Below are 16,753 nucleotides of genomic sequence, written 5' to 3'. Positions count from 1 at the left end.
GGATAAATAATGAATAACTTGTTTAAAATTTTTGCCGCCGTTTCCTTTGTTGTCATTCAAGCCAATGCACTGAGTCTACAGACGGTCTTTGACAACCAGAAAAAATCAGCATTCCCGGATACTTGCGAGATGCAGATGCGCACTACGGTGACACTTCCCAATATGCCTTCCCAGGTTGTGAATATGGCCATACTTACTGCGGGAAAGACGAAGTCCATTACCACCATCAAATCAAGCATGATGCAGATGGAAATGGTGCAGAATAATGGCCGTATGAAGGTGACGGATTTGAAAACCGGGAAGAAACTTCCGGCGCAGAATATGCCTGCTCAGAATCCTGCAGATGTAAACAAGCAGATGGGTTCTCCTGAAGACTACAACAATCCTGTTGCAGAAGGTAACCTTTGGAAGATTACTCCCAAGGATCCTTCGAAACCTACATTGTATTATTCTCAAAAGAAGAAACGTGTGGTAAAGATGAATGTGGTCGTAAATGGAGCGAATGCTGTAAGCGAGTTTGAATATTGCGATAATTCTTGCCCGCTGCCGGGGACGCTTAAGAAAGTAACGGTCAAGACGACAACGCCGCAGGGTGGAGAAAGTACGGTCGTTCTCGAAGTGCTGAAGGCAAAACAAAGACGCGTTCTTCCGATGAAGATGTTTGACATAGAGTAGAATAAAAATGGCTCTGGCTTATTGCCGGGGCCTTTATATTGTTAAAGACTCTTGTTCTGCAATAAATCATTACAATCGGGCTGAAGAATAACTTTGAAATTTTGTATCTTGTAGGGCATGAATAAGAAGATCCTCGCTATAAGTCTTGTTGCGTGTTCCCTTGCTTTTGCCGGGGAGCATTGGAACGTAGATGCGGGCGGGGTATCGATGAAGTTCCTTTCGATGCATGCTTCGGCTAGGACTGCCGGCCTTTCGGGGGCGGGTGTTGCCGATGCGGCGAATGCTTCTGAAATTTCGCGTAACCCGCTGGCTATGTCCGCGGTTCAAGAAGCCGAGGCGGGCATTAACCATATTATTTTCCCGGAAATGTCGGCCGACGATTTTACGACGGCGTATTTGGCGCTCCCGTTCGAATTCTGGAAATTCCCGCTCACGGCGTCGGCAGGTTTTGAATTCCTGGGTTACGATGGCATCGAGGGCCGCGACGAAGAAGGCTTCAAGACGTCGGAATACGGTGCCTACGCTTGGGTACTCTCGGCGGGCCTCGGCAACCGCAGCAAGGTTTTCAACTGGGCGTTGTCGGCACGCTTGTGCCAGCAGACCATTGACGACGAATCGGCACTTGCGTTCTTGGGCGACATCGGTGGCGCTTACCGCGTGAACGAATACTTTGCCTTTGGCGCGACCCTTACGAACTTTGGCTACATGAGCGACTACGACGGCGAAGATGAAACTGCCCCGATGGCATTGCAGGCAGGCATTACGGGCATTTTGCCGATTGCAAAGTTCTTTGACTTGCAGAGCAATTGGAACTTGCACATGTCTGCTGACGCTTACCGCCGCGCCGATATGCAGGACCCCGAATGGCGATTCGGTGGCGAACTGAATTACGCCGACTTGCTCGCGTTCCGCATGGGTTATGCGGTGCGCCCCGATACCGAAGACGGTATCAGTGCCGGCCTTGGCGTCGCTATCGGTATGGCGCATTTCGATTACGCTTACAGCCCCAAGAAAGCGTTTGACGGTGGCTACCACTACTTGACGCTTGGCATTCGATTCTAATTCAACTGGAATGTTTTCGGATTTGATAATTGAGGCAGCCGCGGCTGATGCCTAGTTTTTGTGCGGTGATGCTCCTGTTGCCACTGTTCTTGGAAAGTTCTGAACAAATTAAATTCCATTCGGGCGTTTCGGCAATGCGCTTGGGCTTTGTCTGGTATAGAGTGCAGGAGTCTGCGACTGTGGTGGGCTCGCTGAATTCGTCGGTAAGCACGTTGCCCAGGGTAATGTCGTAGGGCTTTAAAAGCGAATAGCGTTGCAATACGTTCTTGAGCTGGCGCACGTTTCCGGGCCATTTGCGTTTTGAAAGCGATGCAATCTCGTTTGCATTAAGCGGTTTGTGGTCGGCGATTTCTTTCCAGATTTCTTGGGCGATGCTCGTAAAGTCTTCGCGCTCCCTAAGCGGAGGGATTTTCACGGGAAACACGTTCAGCCTAAAGTAAAGATCTTCGCGGAAACGGCCAGCATGTACCTCGGCGCGCAAGTCGCGGTTGGTGGCACAAATCAGGCGAAAGTCTACAGGCTGGGGGTCGCAACTGCCCAAGGGCATTACGGAGCGCTCCTGCAAAATACGCAGCAGCTTGCACTGAATTTCGAGCGGCATCTCGCCGATTTCATCCAAGAAAAGTGTGCCGTGGTCCGCCGAGCGCACCACCCCCAGGCGCTCTTCGCTAGCGCCGGTGAATGCCCCCTTGCGGTGGCCTTCTAGAATGCTTTCGGTGAGTCCCTTGGCAATCGCCCCGCAATTGAGGGCGATAAAGGGCCCGCCCGCCCGCTTGCTGTGAGCGTGGACAAAGCGGGCGGCGACCTCCTTGCCGCTGCCCGATTCCCCCAGCAAGAGCACCGAGATGTCGGAGCTTGCCGCGATACGTAACATGGATTCGTGTCTGTTCATAAAGCCTCTTACTATACACGCTTTTTTCGAGGCTTTGAATACCAAAAGCGCGAATAATTTACATTCGCGCCCAGATTTTTACAAAAAGGGGCGTTGCGGGTGCTCCCGCAGAGGGGGTAGGTGGCAACGGAGTGGCACCGAGGGGGAGGCCTCCCCCTTGCAACAAAAATTCAAAATTTTTATCTTTGCGCTCGCAACGGTAAAAAACACCGTCGCAGACATAGACAACCATATTACCAAAGTGGCTGGCCAGATGGGTAGGCTTGGGCACGACGGTCGCGAGGAAAGCGATTGCGCTCGAAGCTGAGAGGTTTGGTGGCCCAAAAGGAAAAAATGAGTCAAAGAATCGTATGTAAGTTCGGCGGCAGCTCTGTCGCCGATGCAGGCCAGTTCAAGAAGATCAAGGCCATCGTTGAATCCGACAAGAACCGTAAGGTCATCGTCGTTTCTGCCCCCGGCAAGCGCAATCCTAAGGAAACCAAGCTTACCGACCTCCTCTACAGCACCTACGACCTCGCTAGCAAGGGTCTCGACTTTTCGACCCCGTGGAACCTGATCCGCCAGCGCTACGACGAAATCTGCAAGGACCTGGGCCTCGGCGACAAGCTTTCCGAAGATCTCGACAGCCTCGAAGACAAGCTCAAGAACCATCCTGAAACCATCAGCACCGACTTCTTGGTGAGCCGCGGCGAATTCCTTTGCGCCCGCCTCATGGCCAAGTACCTGGGTGCAAACTTCGTGGACACCTTCCCGCTGATTACCTTCGACGACAAGTATCGCATTACGCCGAAGACCTACGAAGACATCGCGAAGACCTTGTCCGACGAAAACCAGCTTTACGTGCTGCCGGGCTTCTATGGTAGCAACCTCCGTGGCGAAGTCAAGACCTTCAGCCGTGGCGGATCCGACATCACGGGCGCTATCCTTGCCAACGGCATCGATGCTGCCAAGTACGAAAACTGGACCGACGTTTCGGGCATGCTCATGGCTGACCCGCGCATCGTCGAAAATCCGCTGCCGATCGAATACGTGAGCTACCGCGAAATCCGCGAACTCGCTTACTCCGGCGCTTCTGTGCTCCACGACGAATCTATCGCTCCGTGCCGCGCCAAGAAGATTCCTATCAACATCCGCAACACGAACCGCCCGCAGGATCCGGGTACCATCATCGGCCCCACTCCGGAAGAAGCAAAGCTCCCGATTACGGGCGTTGCCGGCCGTAAGGGCTTCTCGATGATCTACATCGAAAAGTCCATGATGAACAAGGAAGTCGGTTTCGGTCGCCGCGTGCTCGCCGTGCTCGAAAGCGAAGGCCTCTCCTACGAACTGTGCCCGAGCGCTATCGACTCCATGAGCATCGTGGTAGATAGCAAGGCTCTCGACGCCGTGCAGGACGTGGTTCTCGAAGACATCACGCAGCAGATGCGCCCCGACCGTATCAAGGTGTTCCCGGGTATCGCACTCATCGCTACCGTGGGTCACGGCATGACGAACAAGATCGGTGTGGCTGCAAAGCTCTTCACGGCTCTCGCAGACAACAAGGTCAACGTTCGCATCATTGACCAGGGTTCTTCGCAGATCAACATCATCACCGGTGTTGACGAAGCCGATACCGAGAAGGCTATCAAGGCCATCTACGGCGCATTCGTAAAATAAAAATGGCGGGGTGAACCCCGCGAACCATTGCCGCCCCCGACTTAACAGTCGGGGGTGTTTTGTTATATTGTAATACAAACTAATAGTGTTAGGGGAAAGTATGAAGAATTATTCCATTTTACTCGATTGCATGTTGGCCATTGCATTTTGTGTTGGCTTGTGCGCATGCGGAGACGACAACAGCTCCAGCGCACCGGAGGAATCGAGCAGCAGCGAAGCCGAGTCAAGTAGCAGTGAGCCGGTTTACGAGACACGCTGTAGTGTGCCGCCCGTGTTGAACCTGGTTTGGCCCTTGAACGATTCCTATATCGCGGATCTTGATTTTGATTTTACGGCAAGCGTTAACACCATTAGCTGTGACAAGGAAGTCGAGGTTGATTCGGCGACCTTGTATTACGATGAAGCCGCTAAAAGTAAATACAAAATGATCGGCGCTACTGAATCGTACAAGAAAGTCGGCTCGGTTAAAGTGAAGGTGGTGCAGGATACGGCTAATTCGCGTAAATGGCACCTGAGCTACAATCTGACAGAACTGGATAAAAAGTCTAAACTGGTAGATGGCTATTACAAGGTAGTGCTGGAATTTTACGGCAAGTCTTACGATGTCGTGTTTTTGCTGATTCGCAGGTTTGACGATCTTGTTTGGGATTTCGACATGACCGAAGAACACAAGAACGTAGAGATACTGTGCGAAGGTTGCCGTTTTGAAGAGCATATCTACAAGATGATAATGACGGACTCTAAGGGCGATACTGTAAGGCAATTCTACAAGCCCGATAGGTTTACGCCGTTGCTTTCGTATTCTATGGATTCGCTTTGGAACGTGTTGCCTGAAGGCCGGTACTCCTTGCGCTTTATGGCGGTTTCCGGTATTGTGGCGCCTGATACGAGCATGTACCTGAAATTGCTGAGGAACGATACGGAAGACAGTACGACGGATCAAAAATTGGCTTGGGCCTTCGATGAAAACCTGAATGTTCGAAAGGGGCTTCTTGGAGCAGTCAGCGATACGTCTTTCGTGATTGGCCGCAATGCCCCTGCAATTGCGAACATGCCGAAGGATTATGCGGCCTCGATTTATAGGGCCAGCGACAAATACATGACCCAGTTCAAGGTGTCTTTCGACTTGGTGCAGCCCGTGTATGGTGCAGAAAGGTTTGCGAAGGTTTATCTGGAAGCCGCCGAATATGATTCGGATGAATACAAGACGATTTATTCTGATTCTGTCGTCTTGAAAAACGATACGACCAATTACCTGCTGAATACATTGGATACGACTCTTATTGACCTTCGCTTGGGCGATACGGATTATTATCAGATTCGCGTGAAGGTGGAAGATGAATACCAGAATGTCAATATCGTAGAATTGACGAAACTGTATATCGGAAGGGATTCCGTTTCGGATTACACGTTGTCTGATCTCTTTGTGCCTGCAAAGATTCCCTCCAAAAAGTATGATTGTTCAAAGTACGATTGCCAATATGTGGGTCTGTTGAATCCGGATGTGGAATACGGCGAACTGCTTGACGAGCGCGACAATCACGTGTACCGCACCTTGAAATTGGGTAACCAGGTTTGGATGGCGCAGAACCTGAACTACGCTGCCGATTCCAGCTACTGCCTATACGACGATTCCGCAAATTGCGCTGTGCACGGAAGACTTTATCCGTGGCATGTGGCGGTTGGCAAGACCTTGGAAGAATGCCCCCAGGATTCTTCGGAATGTGACTTGTCGGCAGATTACATTGACGACAAGAAACATGTGAGGGGAATTTGCCCCGCAGGGTACCACGTGCCGACGGATTCGGACTATGTTGAGCTGGGACGCTACCTTAGCCGCGAATATAAAAGGGATACGACCGACAAGGTGTTCCATGTAGCGACGTATCTTTTGAGCCCGCACAAGTGGTATGTAATGAATGAAAACAGGGCTATCGCTCGCAGGTTTTTTACGAATGAGTCTGGATTTACCATGTTGCCCTCTGGCGGCGCGGAGCGTGATGATGCTGGTTCGTGGGAGTTTTCTGTGGAACGTTGGGGCGCTCACTATTGGACATCATCAAGAGATTTGAGATATATGTCTTGCTGGGAAGGTTGGGGAATTTATGACTATGTAAGTCTTGGCCTTTGTCCGTTGTATGGAATGTTTAGCCTTAGGTGCATGAAGGAATGATGCACTTGATAACAAGATTTTCGCTGTTTTCCGTTTTCGCGGCAATTATTCTGGCGGCCTGCTCCGAATCGTTTACCGATCCGCGCGACGGCAAGTCGTATGCGATTGTGCAAATCGGTTCGCAGACCTGGATGGCCGAGAATATGGATTACGAAGTCCAGGGAAGCGCATGCCCCGAAGGTGACGACCGAAAATGCTCCAAGTACGGACGGCTCTACACATGGGACATGGCCCGCACCGTTTGCCCCGAAGGCTGGCACTTGCCCGACAGCGCTGACTTTGAAAAACTGATTGCAAGTGTTGGCGGCGCAGAGGTTGCCGGCTATGCGCTCAAATCGACAAGCGGCTGGTTTAAGAAAGGGAACGGCTCGGACGATTACGGCTTTAATGCATTGCCCGCAGGCTACCGCCTCGCCGGAAACGGTACGCGCGACAAGTTCGACGGCATCGGCGGCTATGCGCATATCTGGAGCGCCGTCGAAACCCCCGATGGCCTCGCTTATTACATGCTCCTGGATTTCAGCATCAAGGCCGCCAAGCTCAGCGCCTTCGGCAAAGACGAAGCGCGGTCTGTTAGGTGCGTGAAGTAATTTACCGCTTCTTCACTGTCCTGATGGTAGGACTGATTTTCTGTTCGCTGGTGCCGAGGTAGCGGCCCTGCATGTTGAACACGCGGGCATCACCCTTTAGGAGCGGGAGGCTTGTACGCCTTGAAATGGCCGTGGTGCCGGTGCTGTCTGCCGATTCGGTGATGTTGAAGTAGTCAATTTGAAAATAGTTGATGGAACTCTGCCCCTTATACCCTTCCACAAGCGCCATGACATCGGTTATCTTGCCCACCTTCAGGCCGAGCTCTTCCCATTTCTTGAAGTGGGCGGTAATGTCGACGTGCCCGCTATCGCGCTTGGTGCGTCGGATGCTGAAATACTGCTTGAACGAGGAGTCGCCCTGGACGCCCATGTGACTGTTGGCGGTGTTCTGCCAGATGTCGTAGGTGTCGCCATCGACGGTGAATTCGCCGAGCCTGGTTCCGAAAGTGGATGTGTCGGCTGTATCTTTGATTATCCAGTAGTCTATGATATAGAATTCGGTTTTCGGCTCGGTGGTATTGCCTTGGATGCCAACCAGAAAATAGGGGGTGCCGAAGCCGCCGCCTTTTGTGCGAAACTTGTAGTCCGCCGCAAAGTTGCCATGCTGGTCGAAGGTCTTTGGCTCGTCGAACTTGGGACCAAAGCGCACGATAGCGTCCGCGACCTTGGAGTAAACTAAGTAGCCGCCATCATCGTAGCACTCCAAATAAGCATTGTAGCCATCGCGCCAGACTTCGTAACTGTAGTTTGTACCGTCTATCGTGCCGGAGGCGTAGTTTTCGCCCTCCGCGGGCCATGCGTTAGGACACCTTTCCGCATAGATAGTCGTAGCCAAGCCCATGGTGAGGGCGATTCCTAAACCCACTAAATTCTTCATGCTACTAATATATACTTTTTGCGGCCCAGTGGGCGTTAATTCTGCTTAACCTTCGCGCCGTTTGCCTTGAAGTATTGCGAATTTTCGTTCAGGGAACGGTTGCCCTGTAAACGCCCGTTCAGGAACAGTTCGCGTTTCTGCGTTTTTTCGCTGTGGGCATTGGATGCGCGGCGACTTTCGCGGGGCGTTTTGTAGATGCGGGCCGGCGGTTCTACGCTTGATTTTAGCTTCCACTTTTCGAGGGAATCAAGTCCTGCGTTTCCGAGAACGGCCAGGTCGTAGGCGATGACTTTTGTGGCGCCCGCGGCGTATGCGGTGTCGAGCTGTGCCGAGATTCTTGCGCTGTCGGCAAGCGCGTGCGAGTCGTCGGTGTGGAACAGTTCCATGTCGACCCAGAATTCAATTCCATACTTTTTGCAGGCCTGCGCTACGGCGCGTTCGTAATTGCCCACAGTCGCGGTTTCGGCATGGAGTTTGCCTGCGTCGTTTGCGCCGATGCCGTCTTGCACGGCGATGATGTCGGGCTTGAATCCCGCGGCAAAGAGTTTCTCGAAAAACGATTGCAGCTTCTCGGGCGTTTCCAAGTTCTGATTATAGAATGGGGCGGCCATCACCTTCCAGCCCTTCGCTTGTGCGGCTTCGGTGACCGGCTTCAAGAAATGTTCCGTGAGCATTTCCGGGGTTGCGTCGCTGCGCAGGCCGTCCCAATAGTAGCGCGCGATTTCTTGCGGAATGTACACGCCTTCAATAACAGTCTCGCTGCTGTATAGCGAATGGATTTCTTCAAGGACTTTCAGATTCCTTGATGTAAGCGTATCAAGTTGCTCGGCGGTCGGCGGAGTGTACCAGTTTTCGCCATTGTAGTAGAGCCCGAGCCAAAGCTTGGTGCCTACAGTTTTTGCCGCCTCGATGCTTTTCGGGAAAAGCTCATTGTTCTTGTACTGCGTATTCTGCAGAAATTCCAGTTCCGAGGGGTAATATAAATGTGTCGCTTCGACAGCGGCGTATTGCAAAACGACATACTCCATGCCGAGCGCATGCAGGCGTTGGTGCATGTGCGTAATGGAATCTTGCGACTGGTAGGCGGTTGTCCAGCCTGCATCAAAAACGCCCGCGATTCCAGCGGCACTTGTTTTCGCGACGTTTGTTTCCGCGGCACTTGCTCCCTCGACATCGGCGGCATGAATCACGCCGGCGAACGGCCCGACAGCTCCGCACAAGAGCACGGGGAGCATGAGTCGGAATATGTGTTGCGAGATGGACATACCTGAAATATATACTTATTTCAGGCGAAAGGCCCGATTCTGGTTTCGGCGACGTTATTTCGGCGATGTTATTTGAGCGCGGTCAGAACGTCTTCTACAATCTGCTTGGGCGTGAGACGGTTCCTTTCCATAAGTTCGCCGTAAGGGACCTTGTCGTAGAATTCCTTCTTGAGGCCCTTCACGAGAACGCGCATGTCGCTGTTGCCGTAGAAGCGGGCGATCTTCTCGCCGAAGCCGCCGTCAATCACGCCGTTTTCGAGGGTTACGACAACCTGGTGGTCGGCGCGCAGGCCTTCCAACACTTCGCTGTCGATGCCCGTGGCAAATCGCGGGTTGATGATGGTGGCGTCGATTCCCTGCTTGGCAAGTTCTGTTGCGGTTTCTTCAGCGAGGGCGTAATAGCTACCGAGACCAATCAAGGCGACTTTGCTTCCGCGCTTGTCAACCTTATATGTGTTCAACTTGGAGTAATCCGTGTCGAATGCGGCAGTCCTATGTGCGACTCCGTTCGGAATGCGAATGGCCATCGGGTGCGCGGTCTGTTCGATCGCATAATCCATCATGGCGATTGCTTCTTCCACGCAAGTGGGGCAGAGGTACACCAGGTTCGGAATATTGCTCATCATCGCGATGTCGAAAATGCAGAGGTGCGTGGTATCGTTCATGCCGTCGGCGCCGGACATGGTAATGAGCAATGTGGCCGGGTTGTTGTTCGCGCACAGGTCTTGCGAAAGCTGGTCGTAGGTACGCTGGATGAATGTACCGTGCGTGCTGTAGATGGGCTTGGCGCCGCCTTTCGCGAGGCCGGAGGCGAGTGCGACGGCGTGCTCTTCGGCGATGCCCACGTCAATGAACTGCTTGCCTGCCGCCTTGCGCTGCTCGGCAAAGAACCCTATGCCTGCGGGCACGGCGGAATGGATTACGACGACTTTCGGGTCGGCCTTGATTTTTTTCATCAGGTAGTCGCCGAGGATTGCGCCGTACGATTCGCCGCTGCCCCAGTTCACGACGCCGGTCGGAATGTCAAAGGGGGCCGCCCAGTGGAAGCCTTCCTTCGCGTTTTCGGCGAAGCTGTAGCCCTTGCCCTTGAGCGTATGGATGTGCACGACCACGGGCTTTGTGGAATCCTTCACCTGCTTGAATGCGGCGATAAGCGATTCGATATCGTTGCCCTGTTCTACGTACAGGTAGTCAAATCCGAGGCTCTTGAAGTAATTGTTTTCGCTCTTGCCCTGCGTGGCGCGGAGTTCTGCGAGGCTCCCGTAAAGGCCGCCGTGGTTTTCGGCGATGGACATTTCGTGGTCGTTTACCACTACGATAAAGTTCGTCGCGTATTCGCCTGCATTGTCGAGGCCTTCGAATGCTTCGCCGCCGCTCAGGGAACCGTCACCGATGACAGCGATTACATTTCCCTTTTCACCCTTAATGTCGCGGGCGGTTGCTAGCCCGAGTGCGAGACTCACGGAAGTCGAGGTGTGGCCAATCATGAACTGGTCGTGTTCGCTTTCGCAGGGTTCGGTGTAGCCGGTAACGCTCCAGTACTTGTCCGGATTCAGGAACGCTTCGGCGCGGCCTGTCAAAATCTTGTGGGTGTAACTCTGGTGGCTAACATCGTAGACAATCTTGTCCTTGGGCGATTCAAAAACGTAATGCAGCGCGATGGTCGGCTCCACGAATCCGAGGTTCGGTGCCAAGTGCCCGCCGCAATGTGAAATCTTGTTGATGAGGGCTGTGCGGATTTCGCCCGCGAGCGCCTTGAGGCTTTCTGTGTCCATCTTTTTCACATCTGCAGGGGATGCAATCTTTTCTATCAGCATAAATACCGCCTATAAAATATTTCAACTAAAATATACAACAAAGGGACATTTTTTTTGCCCCTAAAAAAGAAAATTTGTGGTTCGTTTGGGAAACAGGCCTGCTACAGGTAAATGCTTACGCCGCCGGTAACGCCCGGATAGCTATTCCCCTCGGAAGTGTCTATGAAGGTCGCAATGCCGCCGACGCTGAATTCAAGCCAGCGGTTAAGCCTGTAGCCTATGGTGAGGTAGGCTGTCGTGATGCCCGGAACATCTAGGTCGGTTCCTTCTATTTTGGGGTTTGGGCTGTAGGTACTTACGCTGAGGTTGGCAAAGAACTTGTCCAGATAAAAACCTGTATAGAGGCCGGCAAAAACACTTGCGCTGAAATCGTTGCCGTGGCTGCTGAAGGTCGTGCAATCGTTGTCGGAATCACCGCAGTCCTCACCCTTATCGCCCGAATATTGCATATCGATGTATTGGTTGTATCCTCCGAGAAATACGCCGAACTCGAAATGCGAGTAGTTTGCACCCATTGTAAGGTGCGAATAGATTCCGTCTTTATAGCCTAAGCCGCCGCCAATGACGAAGCTACTTGCTTTATAGAGAAAATCCACCTTTCCGCTGAAATCGAGGCCGCCCATCTTGTATGAGGCATCCTTGAACTTTATCGGTACATCGAAAAGCCTGTCGAGATCCGGTGCTTCAGATACGTCTTTGGTGATGTTTACGTTCTTTTCGGCGTTGTAGTTGATTTTTCCGGTAAATCGCCATAATGAAGAGTGAGAGGCCTGCTGCGTGTTTGCCCCGTGTACTTCGGGGGCTTCGGACGCAGTCATGCGGAACTTGTGCACGTTCGTCGTGACGCACCCTGTGCAAAACAGCGCGAATATAATGCAGAGTATGAATGATGCCGCGTGTTTAAACTTCATATTAAAAAAATAAGTTTTTAGTCTAACAATTCAATGCATAGCGAATGTTTTTACGACGAACGGCAAAATGTACGGATAAAGCTTACTTTATCCGTCATTTGTTGCAAATGGATGATGTTCTAGTAGAAAATTTTCACCAAGATTGTTCCCACGATGGTTGAGACGATAACGCTTACCATACCTGGGCGCATAAAGCTGTGGTTCAATAGGTACTTGCCGATGACGGTGGTGCCCGAACGGTCGAAGTTCACGGTCGCAATGTCCGAAGGGTAATTCGGAATAAAGAAGTAGCCGTATACGCTCGGGAGTACGCCCAGGAGCACAGGGCCTTCGATGCCGAGGCTATAGGCGAGCGGGAGCATGGCGACCACGACTGCGCCCTGCGAGTTGATGAGCACGCTTACCGCGAAGAAGGCAAATGCGATGGCCCACGGGTAATGTTGCACGATGTCCTTAAGTCCGCCCTGCATCACGTCCATGTAGTTCGCGAAGTAGGTGTCGGCAAGCCAGGCAATTCCGTAAATGGCGACCACGGCCACCATGCCGCTTTGCCACACGGCGCCTGCCACGGCCTTCTTGGGGGCTGCCTTACAAAAAATAACCATGAACGCGGCGGCCGAAATCATCACAATCTGAATGATGATGTTCATGGCGAGCGGCTTCATTTGAGCGACGCCATCGACAACCTTGCCGGTCGGGAATTGCGGGCGGATATCATGCCCGATAATCTGGAACACGGAGAAGAGCACGATGACGGCGAGGGCGCCGAGGAAGATGAACACGGCGCGCTTTGCTTCTTTCGGGACTTCTTTGTCGAGTACCGAGGCGGTGTTTCCGTACATGTATTCCTTTATTTGCGGGTCTTTGAGACGCGCCTGGAAGGCAGGGTCTTTGTCGAGGTCGAGTCCGCGCTTATAAGAGACGGCGGCTGCCGCCATGAGGCCGCAAAGGCAAGCGGGAATGGTGATTGCGATGACTTGCAGGTTGTTGATTTCAAAACCGTTTGCGTTCGAGATAATCACGAACGAGGCGACGGCGGCTGCAATGGGGGAACAGGTAATGCCCACCTGTGAGGCGACAGAAGCTACACCGCAGGGGCGTTCCGGGCGGATTCCCTTTTTCAAGGAGATGTCGCAAATAATCGGCATCAGGGTGTAAACTACGTGACCGGTGCCCACGAGAACCGTGAGGAAGAACGTGCAGAGCGGAGCGAGAATCGTGATATGGTTCGGGTGCTTGCGTAACAGGCGCTCTGCAATTTGAATCAGCCAATCCATGCCGCCCGAAGCCTGCATAATGCCCGCGCAGGTGACTGCCGCGATAATGATATAAATGACGTCGGTAGGCGGTTTGCCGGGTTGCATGCCGAACCCGAGCACCAGAATGGCAAGACCAATTCCCGAAATGGCGCCGAGGGCAAGGCTCCCGTATCGCGAGCCCACGTAAAGCGCCAAAAGTACAATCAAAAGCTGGATAATCATGAGGGTCATAAAAGGCCTCCTTTTGGTTTAGATATATATTATTTTGCAGAAAAAAGGCTCTGAATGGACTTATTTTTGCCCAGGACGACCTAAAAAAGTGTATATTCTTTTCGAGACACTTCAACCAAGAGAGGAATTTATGGCAAACAAGTACGCCGGAACCCAGACCGAAAAGAACCTTCAGGCCGCCTTTGCAGGCGAATCCCAGGCTCGCAACAAGTACACCTACTTTGCAAGCTGCGCCAAGAAAGAAGGCTACGAACAGATCGCTGAGCTGTTCCTGAAAACTGCAGACAACGAAAAGGAACACGCCAAGCTTTGGTTCAAGGAACTCGACGGTATCGGTGACACCGCTGCTAACCTGAAGGCTGCTGCCGACGGCGAAAACTACGAATGGACCGACATGTACGAAGACTTCGCAAAGACTGCCGAAGCCGAAGGCTTTGCCGCTCTCGCCAAGAAGTTCCGCATGGTCGCCGCTATCGAAAAGCGCCACGAAGAACGCTACCGCGCACTCCTCAAGAATGTGGAAACCGCGGCCGTGTTCGAAAAGAGCGAAGTCAAGGTGTGGGAATGCCGCAACTGCGGTCACATTGTCGTTGGCACCAAGGCTCCGGCCGCATGCCCGGTGTGCGCACACCCGCAGTCCTTCTTCGAAGTCACTGCTGAAAACTACTAATCGATAGGCCGCGCGATTCGTCGAGCAAACCATTAAGAAAACCCCGCGATAAAATCGCGGGGCGTTTTCTTTTATGCAGAAATTTTTAGTCCTTCACGCAGCGGATTGAAAGTCCGCTGTCCTTGAATATGGAACCGCCACCGAAGCCGAAGGTTTCGGAATAACTCCAGATGCGGACGTTTTCTTTTCCGCCGAATTCGGAGTGGTCTTCGTCAGCTGTCCAGAAGTATGCGGTTCTGTCTAAGTCGGCGAAGCCTGCGAAGTTATTCTTGCCGCCGAACTGGAAGTTGAAATCGGCCACATTGTTATTCTCTTCTAGATAGGCGATAAGAATGTCCGTCTCGGCGTCGCTCGGAATATGGTATCCGACAGGGCAGAGGCCTTTGGTTACGGTGCCTTCGGGCAGGTTCGCGTAATTCTTCTGGTAAGATTTATCGAGGCCCATTGCGGCTGTCCAGGTGTAAAGGCGACCGTACTTTTGGCAGTTGGCTGCGTCACCACCGTAGCACCAGTTTTGACCGTTGATTTCGCAAGAATTGTAGTTCAAGTTTTCGGTCATCCATGTCTGCGTGCCGAAGGTTTGAATCTTGTAATGGTTGCAATCGCGAAGGTCGTAAACTTCGTTTTCGTATTCGATAGCAGGGCAATTTACAGGTTCGTTGGTGCAGGCGACGTTTGCGCTGCCACCGTTACCGCCATTGCCGCCGTTATCGCTTGCAGAGGTGGAATCGTCGCAGGCCACGAATGCCATGGCCAAAGAAATTGCTGCAATTTTGTAGAGACTCTTCATTGTTTCCTCACTATGGTTTGTGGAGTGAAATATAAAAAAGAAAACCTCCCGGATAAACCGGGAGGCTCTTTTAGTAATAGATAGCTTTGCGCGATGACGTAGCGTTACTTCAATTCAACCATTTCAGACTTGCCGTCGATGGTTACTTTGTACTTGCCGGGGTAGCCGCGGAACTTCACGACACCGTTTTCATCGGCCTTGAACGTTCCGTTGGTGGTCCATACCTTGTGCCACAAGTCGTAAATGAGCTTGGCAGCCGGCTTTTCGCGACCGTCCATGGCAACGATACCGCCGTTCTTGACCCAGTGACGGCCATCCCAGAAGCCCCACAGGATAATGCCTTCGACAGCGGGGTGGCTGAAGGCAATGCGCAGGAACATTTCAAAGCGCTTGGCCTGTTCTTCTTCGCCGAAGTACATGCCCTTCTGCCAGTCACCAAAGTCAAGTTCCGTGACCTTGATGGGGAGGCCCAAAGATCCGAGCCTGTCGAGACGGGCCTTGATGAATGCCGGGTTCAGCTGGCGGTCACCGAAGTGGCACTGTACGCCAATGCCGTGTACAGGAACTTTGCGTTCGAGCATGCCCTTCACGATTTCGTACAGGCGATCGGTTTCGCCGGCGGACACCACGTTGTATTCGTTGATGAAGAGGCGTGCATCGGGGTCTGCGCGGTGTGCCCAAACGTGGGCGCTATCCAGCAGGTCCCAGCCGCACTTGTTAAAGATGAACGGTTCGTGGAATGCTTCGTTCCACACGTCGTATTCCTTGATGCGGCCCTTGTATTCCTTCATGTCGCGGGTGATGCGTTCCTTGATCTTTTTCGAGATATCCTTGCAGCTGCCCTGGTTACTGAAGTGCTTGTCGAAGCCGTAACCCTGGTGGCCCCACACGAGCGTATGGGCGCGGAAGCCCCACTTGTAATCGTTCACGTAATCCAGGTACTGCTTGAATTCTTCGCGGCGGATCTTGCCCTTCTTGGGTTCGTATTCCGGCCACTTGAACTGGTTTTCGGGAACGCCATACCAGAAGTACTTATTGGCGGTCTTGCGGTACCAAGTTTCAACGCTGTCCTTGGTGGGGTAGAGGGCGAGTGCTGTACCGAAGGGGAATGCGTGGCGCATGAGTTCCACCTTCACCTGGGCGCCGGGGGCGGCCTTCACGGTCAAATCCTTTTTGCGCAGGCTGTCGATACGGGCGGCGGAATTGTTGTACCAGGTCATGTCATCCATGCCTTCGACTTTTTCGATGGTCACGTCGTCCATCTGGAGCCAACCCTTGGCAAGGCCCACATGGAATGTCACGTTGTTCACGCCGTAACCCTTCTGGTCGGCAAGGAAAATCATGGAATATTCTTTCCAGTCCTTGGTCAGCATGAACGAGGCGCTTTCTTTCTGGCGCCAGTCGGGAGGACCGCCTTGAATGATGGCGTTGATGGGCATGTTGCCCTTGGCCTTAAAGCTGAGCTTGTAGTAGGCTGAGTCGGCGAGCCACTTGGGCGGTTGCAACTGCAGGCCCCAAGAGGGGTTCGGGAGTTCGGTCACCGTGAGCTTGACGCCTTCGCTGCCGTTTACGCCGAGGCCTTCGACACCGATTTTGCTTTCGTACTTGGCGGGGCCATCGGGGTTGTTCCAAACATACCAACCGCCGTCACCGTAAGACAAGTCGCCGTTGGTGAGGAGCGGTGCTGCACTGAGTGCTACGGCGCTGAAAACGCCTGCGGTCAAGATTTTTTTGAGCATAATCATCCCTTATTTTAACATCCAAAGTAGAAAATATCCTCTTTTTTTAGGGGGTGTTAGTGTAAAAACGGTGATTCTGTATACGGCTGTATCAAGTGTTTTTGCCTTGGCCCTGCATTGGTTACGATTTTGAAAAGATTGATGCC

At 52.6% G+C, this 16,753-nt stretch carries 14 protein-coding genes; 6 read left to right on the top strand and 8 right to left on the bottom strand.

The window, feature by feature from the left end; genetic code table 11:
- Positions 1–9 precede the first annotated feature (9 nt).
- Together QZN53_RS07850 and QZN53_RS07845 are read left to right on the top strand one after the other, a co-directional pair.
- Positions 10–675: a hypothetical protein gene (locus tag QZN53_RS07850; protein ID WP_163438469.1), complete on the top strand. Its 666-nt coding sequence runs from the start codon at positions 10–12 to the stop codon at positions 673–675.
- A gap of 117 nt (positions 676–792) precedes the next feature.
- Complete coding sequence (locus tag QZN53_RS07845) at positions 793–1,737, top strand: PorV/PorQ family protein (RefSeq protein WP_163438468.1); 945 nt, start codon at positions 793–795, stop codon at positions 1,735–1,737.
- Between the two features lies 1 nt (position 1,738).
- Here QZN53_RS07845 and QZN53_RS07840 read toward each other — a convergent pair whose 3' ends face one another.
- Positions 1,739–2,629, bottom strand: coding sequence for a sigma 54-interacting transcriptional regulator (locus QZN53_RS07840; protein WP_163438467.1), 891 nt, complete (start codon positions 2,627–2,629; stop codon positions 1,739–1,741).
- A 333-nt stretch (positions 2,630–2,962) separates the two neighbouring features.
- Here QZN53_RS07840 and QZN53_RS07835 point away from each other — a divergent pair, with 333 nt between their 5' ends.
- From QZN53_RS07835 to QZN53_RS07825, 3 genes are all read left to right on the top strand, one after another.
- Positions 2,963–4,285, top strand: coding sequence for an aspartate kinase (locus QZN53_RS07835; RefSeq protein WP_088628924.1), 1,323 nt, complete (start codon positions 2,963–2,965; stop codon positions 4,283–4,285).
- A 100-nt stretch (positions 4,286–4,385) separates the two neighbouring features.
- The gene (locus QZN53_RS07830; RefSeq protein WP_163438466.1) at positions 4,386–6,458 is read left to right on the top strand and encodes an FISUMP domain-containing protein; all 2,073 of its coding nucleotides are present in this window, start codon (positions 4,386–4,388) and stop codon (positions 6,456–6,458) included.
- A complete protein-coding gene (locus tag QZN53_RS07825; protein ID WP_294652357.1) occupies positions 6,455–7,048 on the top strand; it encodes a fibrobacter succinogenes major paralogous domain-containing protein in 594 nt (197 codons plus the stop codon). Before QZN53_RS07830 ends, QZN53_RS07825 begins: the two co-directional genes overlap by 4 nt.
- A 1-nt stretch (position 7,049) precedes the next feature.
- On the opposite strand, the gene QZN53_RS07820 is transcribed toward QZN53_RS07825, so the two are convergent.
- The 5 genes from QZN53_RS07820 to QZN53_RS07800 form a co-directional block, all read right to left on the bottom strand.
- Positions 7,050–7,925: a glycoside hydrolase family 11 protein gene (locus QZN53_RS07820; protein WP_163438465.1), complete on the bottom strand. Its 876-nt coding sequence runs from the start codon at positions 7,923–7,925 to the stop codon at positions 7,050–7,052.
- 35 nt (positions 7,926–7,960) lie between these two features.
- Positions 7,961–9,190 (bottom strand): DUF4434 domain-containing protein, encoded by a 1,230-nt coding sequence (locus QZN53_RS07815; RefSeq protein WP_163438464.1) that lies wholly within the window; start codon positions 9,188–9,190, stop codon positions 7,961–7,963.
- Positions 9,191–9,258: 68 nt separating this feature from the next.
- Positions 9,259–11,007, bottom strand: coding sequence for a 1-deoxy-D-xylulose-5-phosphate synthase (locus QZN53_RS07810; RefSeq protein ID WP_163438463.1), 1,749 nt, complete (start codon positions 11,005–11,007; stop codon positions 9,259–9,261).
- A gap of 101 nt (positions 11,008–11,108) precedes the next feature.
- On the bottom strand, positions 11,109–11,918 hold the full coding sequence (locus QZN53_RS07805) for a hypothetical protein (RefSeq protein WP_163438462.1): 810 nt from the start codon (positions 11,916–11,918) through the stop codon (positions 11,109–11,111).
- Between the two features lie 119 nt (positions 11,919–12,037).
- On the bottom strand, positions 12,038–13,408 hold the full coding sequence (locus QZN53_RS07800) for an anaerobic C4-dicarboxylate transporter (protein WP_163438461.1): 1,371 nt from the start codon (positions 13,406–13,408) through the stop codon (positions 12,038–12,040).
- Positions 13,409–13,538: 130 nt separating this feature from the next.
- Between QZN53_RS07800 and rbr the strand changes: the two genes are divergently transcribed.
- Positions 13,539–14,078, top strand: a complete 540-nt coding sequence (rbr, locus tag QZN53_RS07795) for a rubrerythrin (RefSeq protein WP_073057415.1) — start codon at positions 13,539–13,541, stop codon at positions 14,076–14,078.
- Between the two features lie 85 nt (positions 14,079–14,163).
- Here the strand turns inward: rbr and QZN53_RS07790 are convergent, their stop codons facing one another.
- Positions 14,164–14,868, bottom strand: coding sequence for an FISUMP domain-containing protein (locus QZN53_RS07790; RefSeq protein WP_163438460.1), 705 nt, complete (start codon positions 14,866–14,868; stop codon positions 14,164–14,166).
- Between the two features lie 104 nt (positions 14,869–14,972).
- Positions 14,973–16,607 (bottom strand): endo-1,4-beta-xylanase, encoded by a 1,635-nt coding sequence (locus QZN53_RS07785; RefSeq protein ID WP_163438459.1) that lies wholly within the window; start codon positions 16,605–16,607, stop codon positions 14,973–14,975.
- Positions 16,608–16,753: the final 146 nt, after the last annotated feature.

Source organism: uncultured Fibrobacter sp. (assembly GCF_900316465.1).
Classification (GTDB): Bacteria; Fibrobacterota; Fibrobacteria; order Fibrobacterales; family Fibrobacteraceae; genus Fibrobacter.
This window is presented reverse-complemented; position numbering and strand designations above follow the sequence as displayed.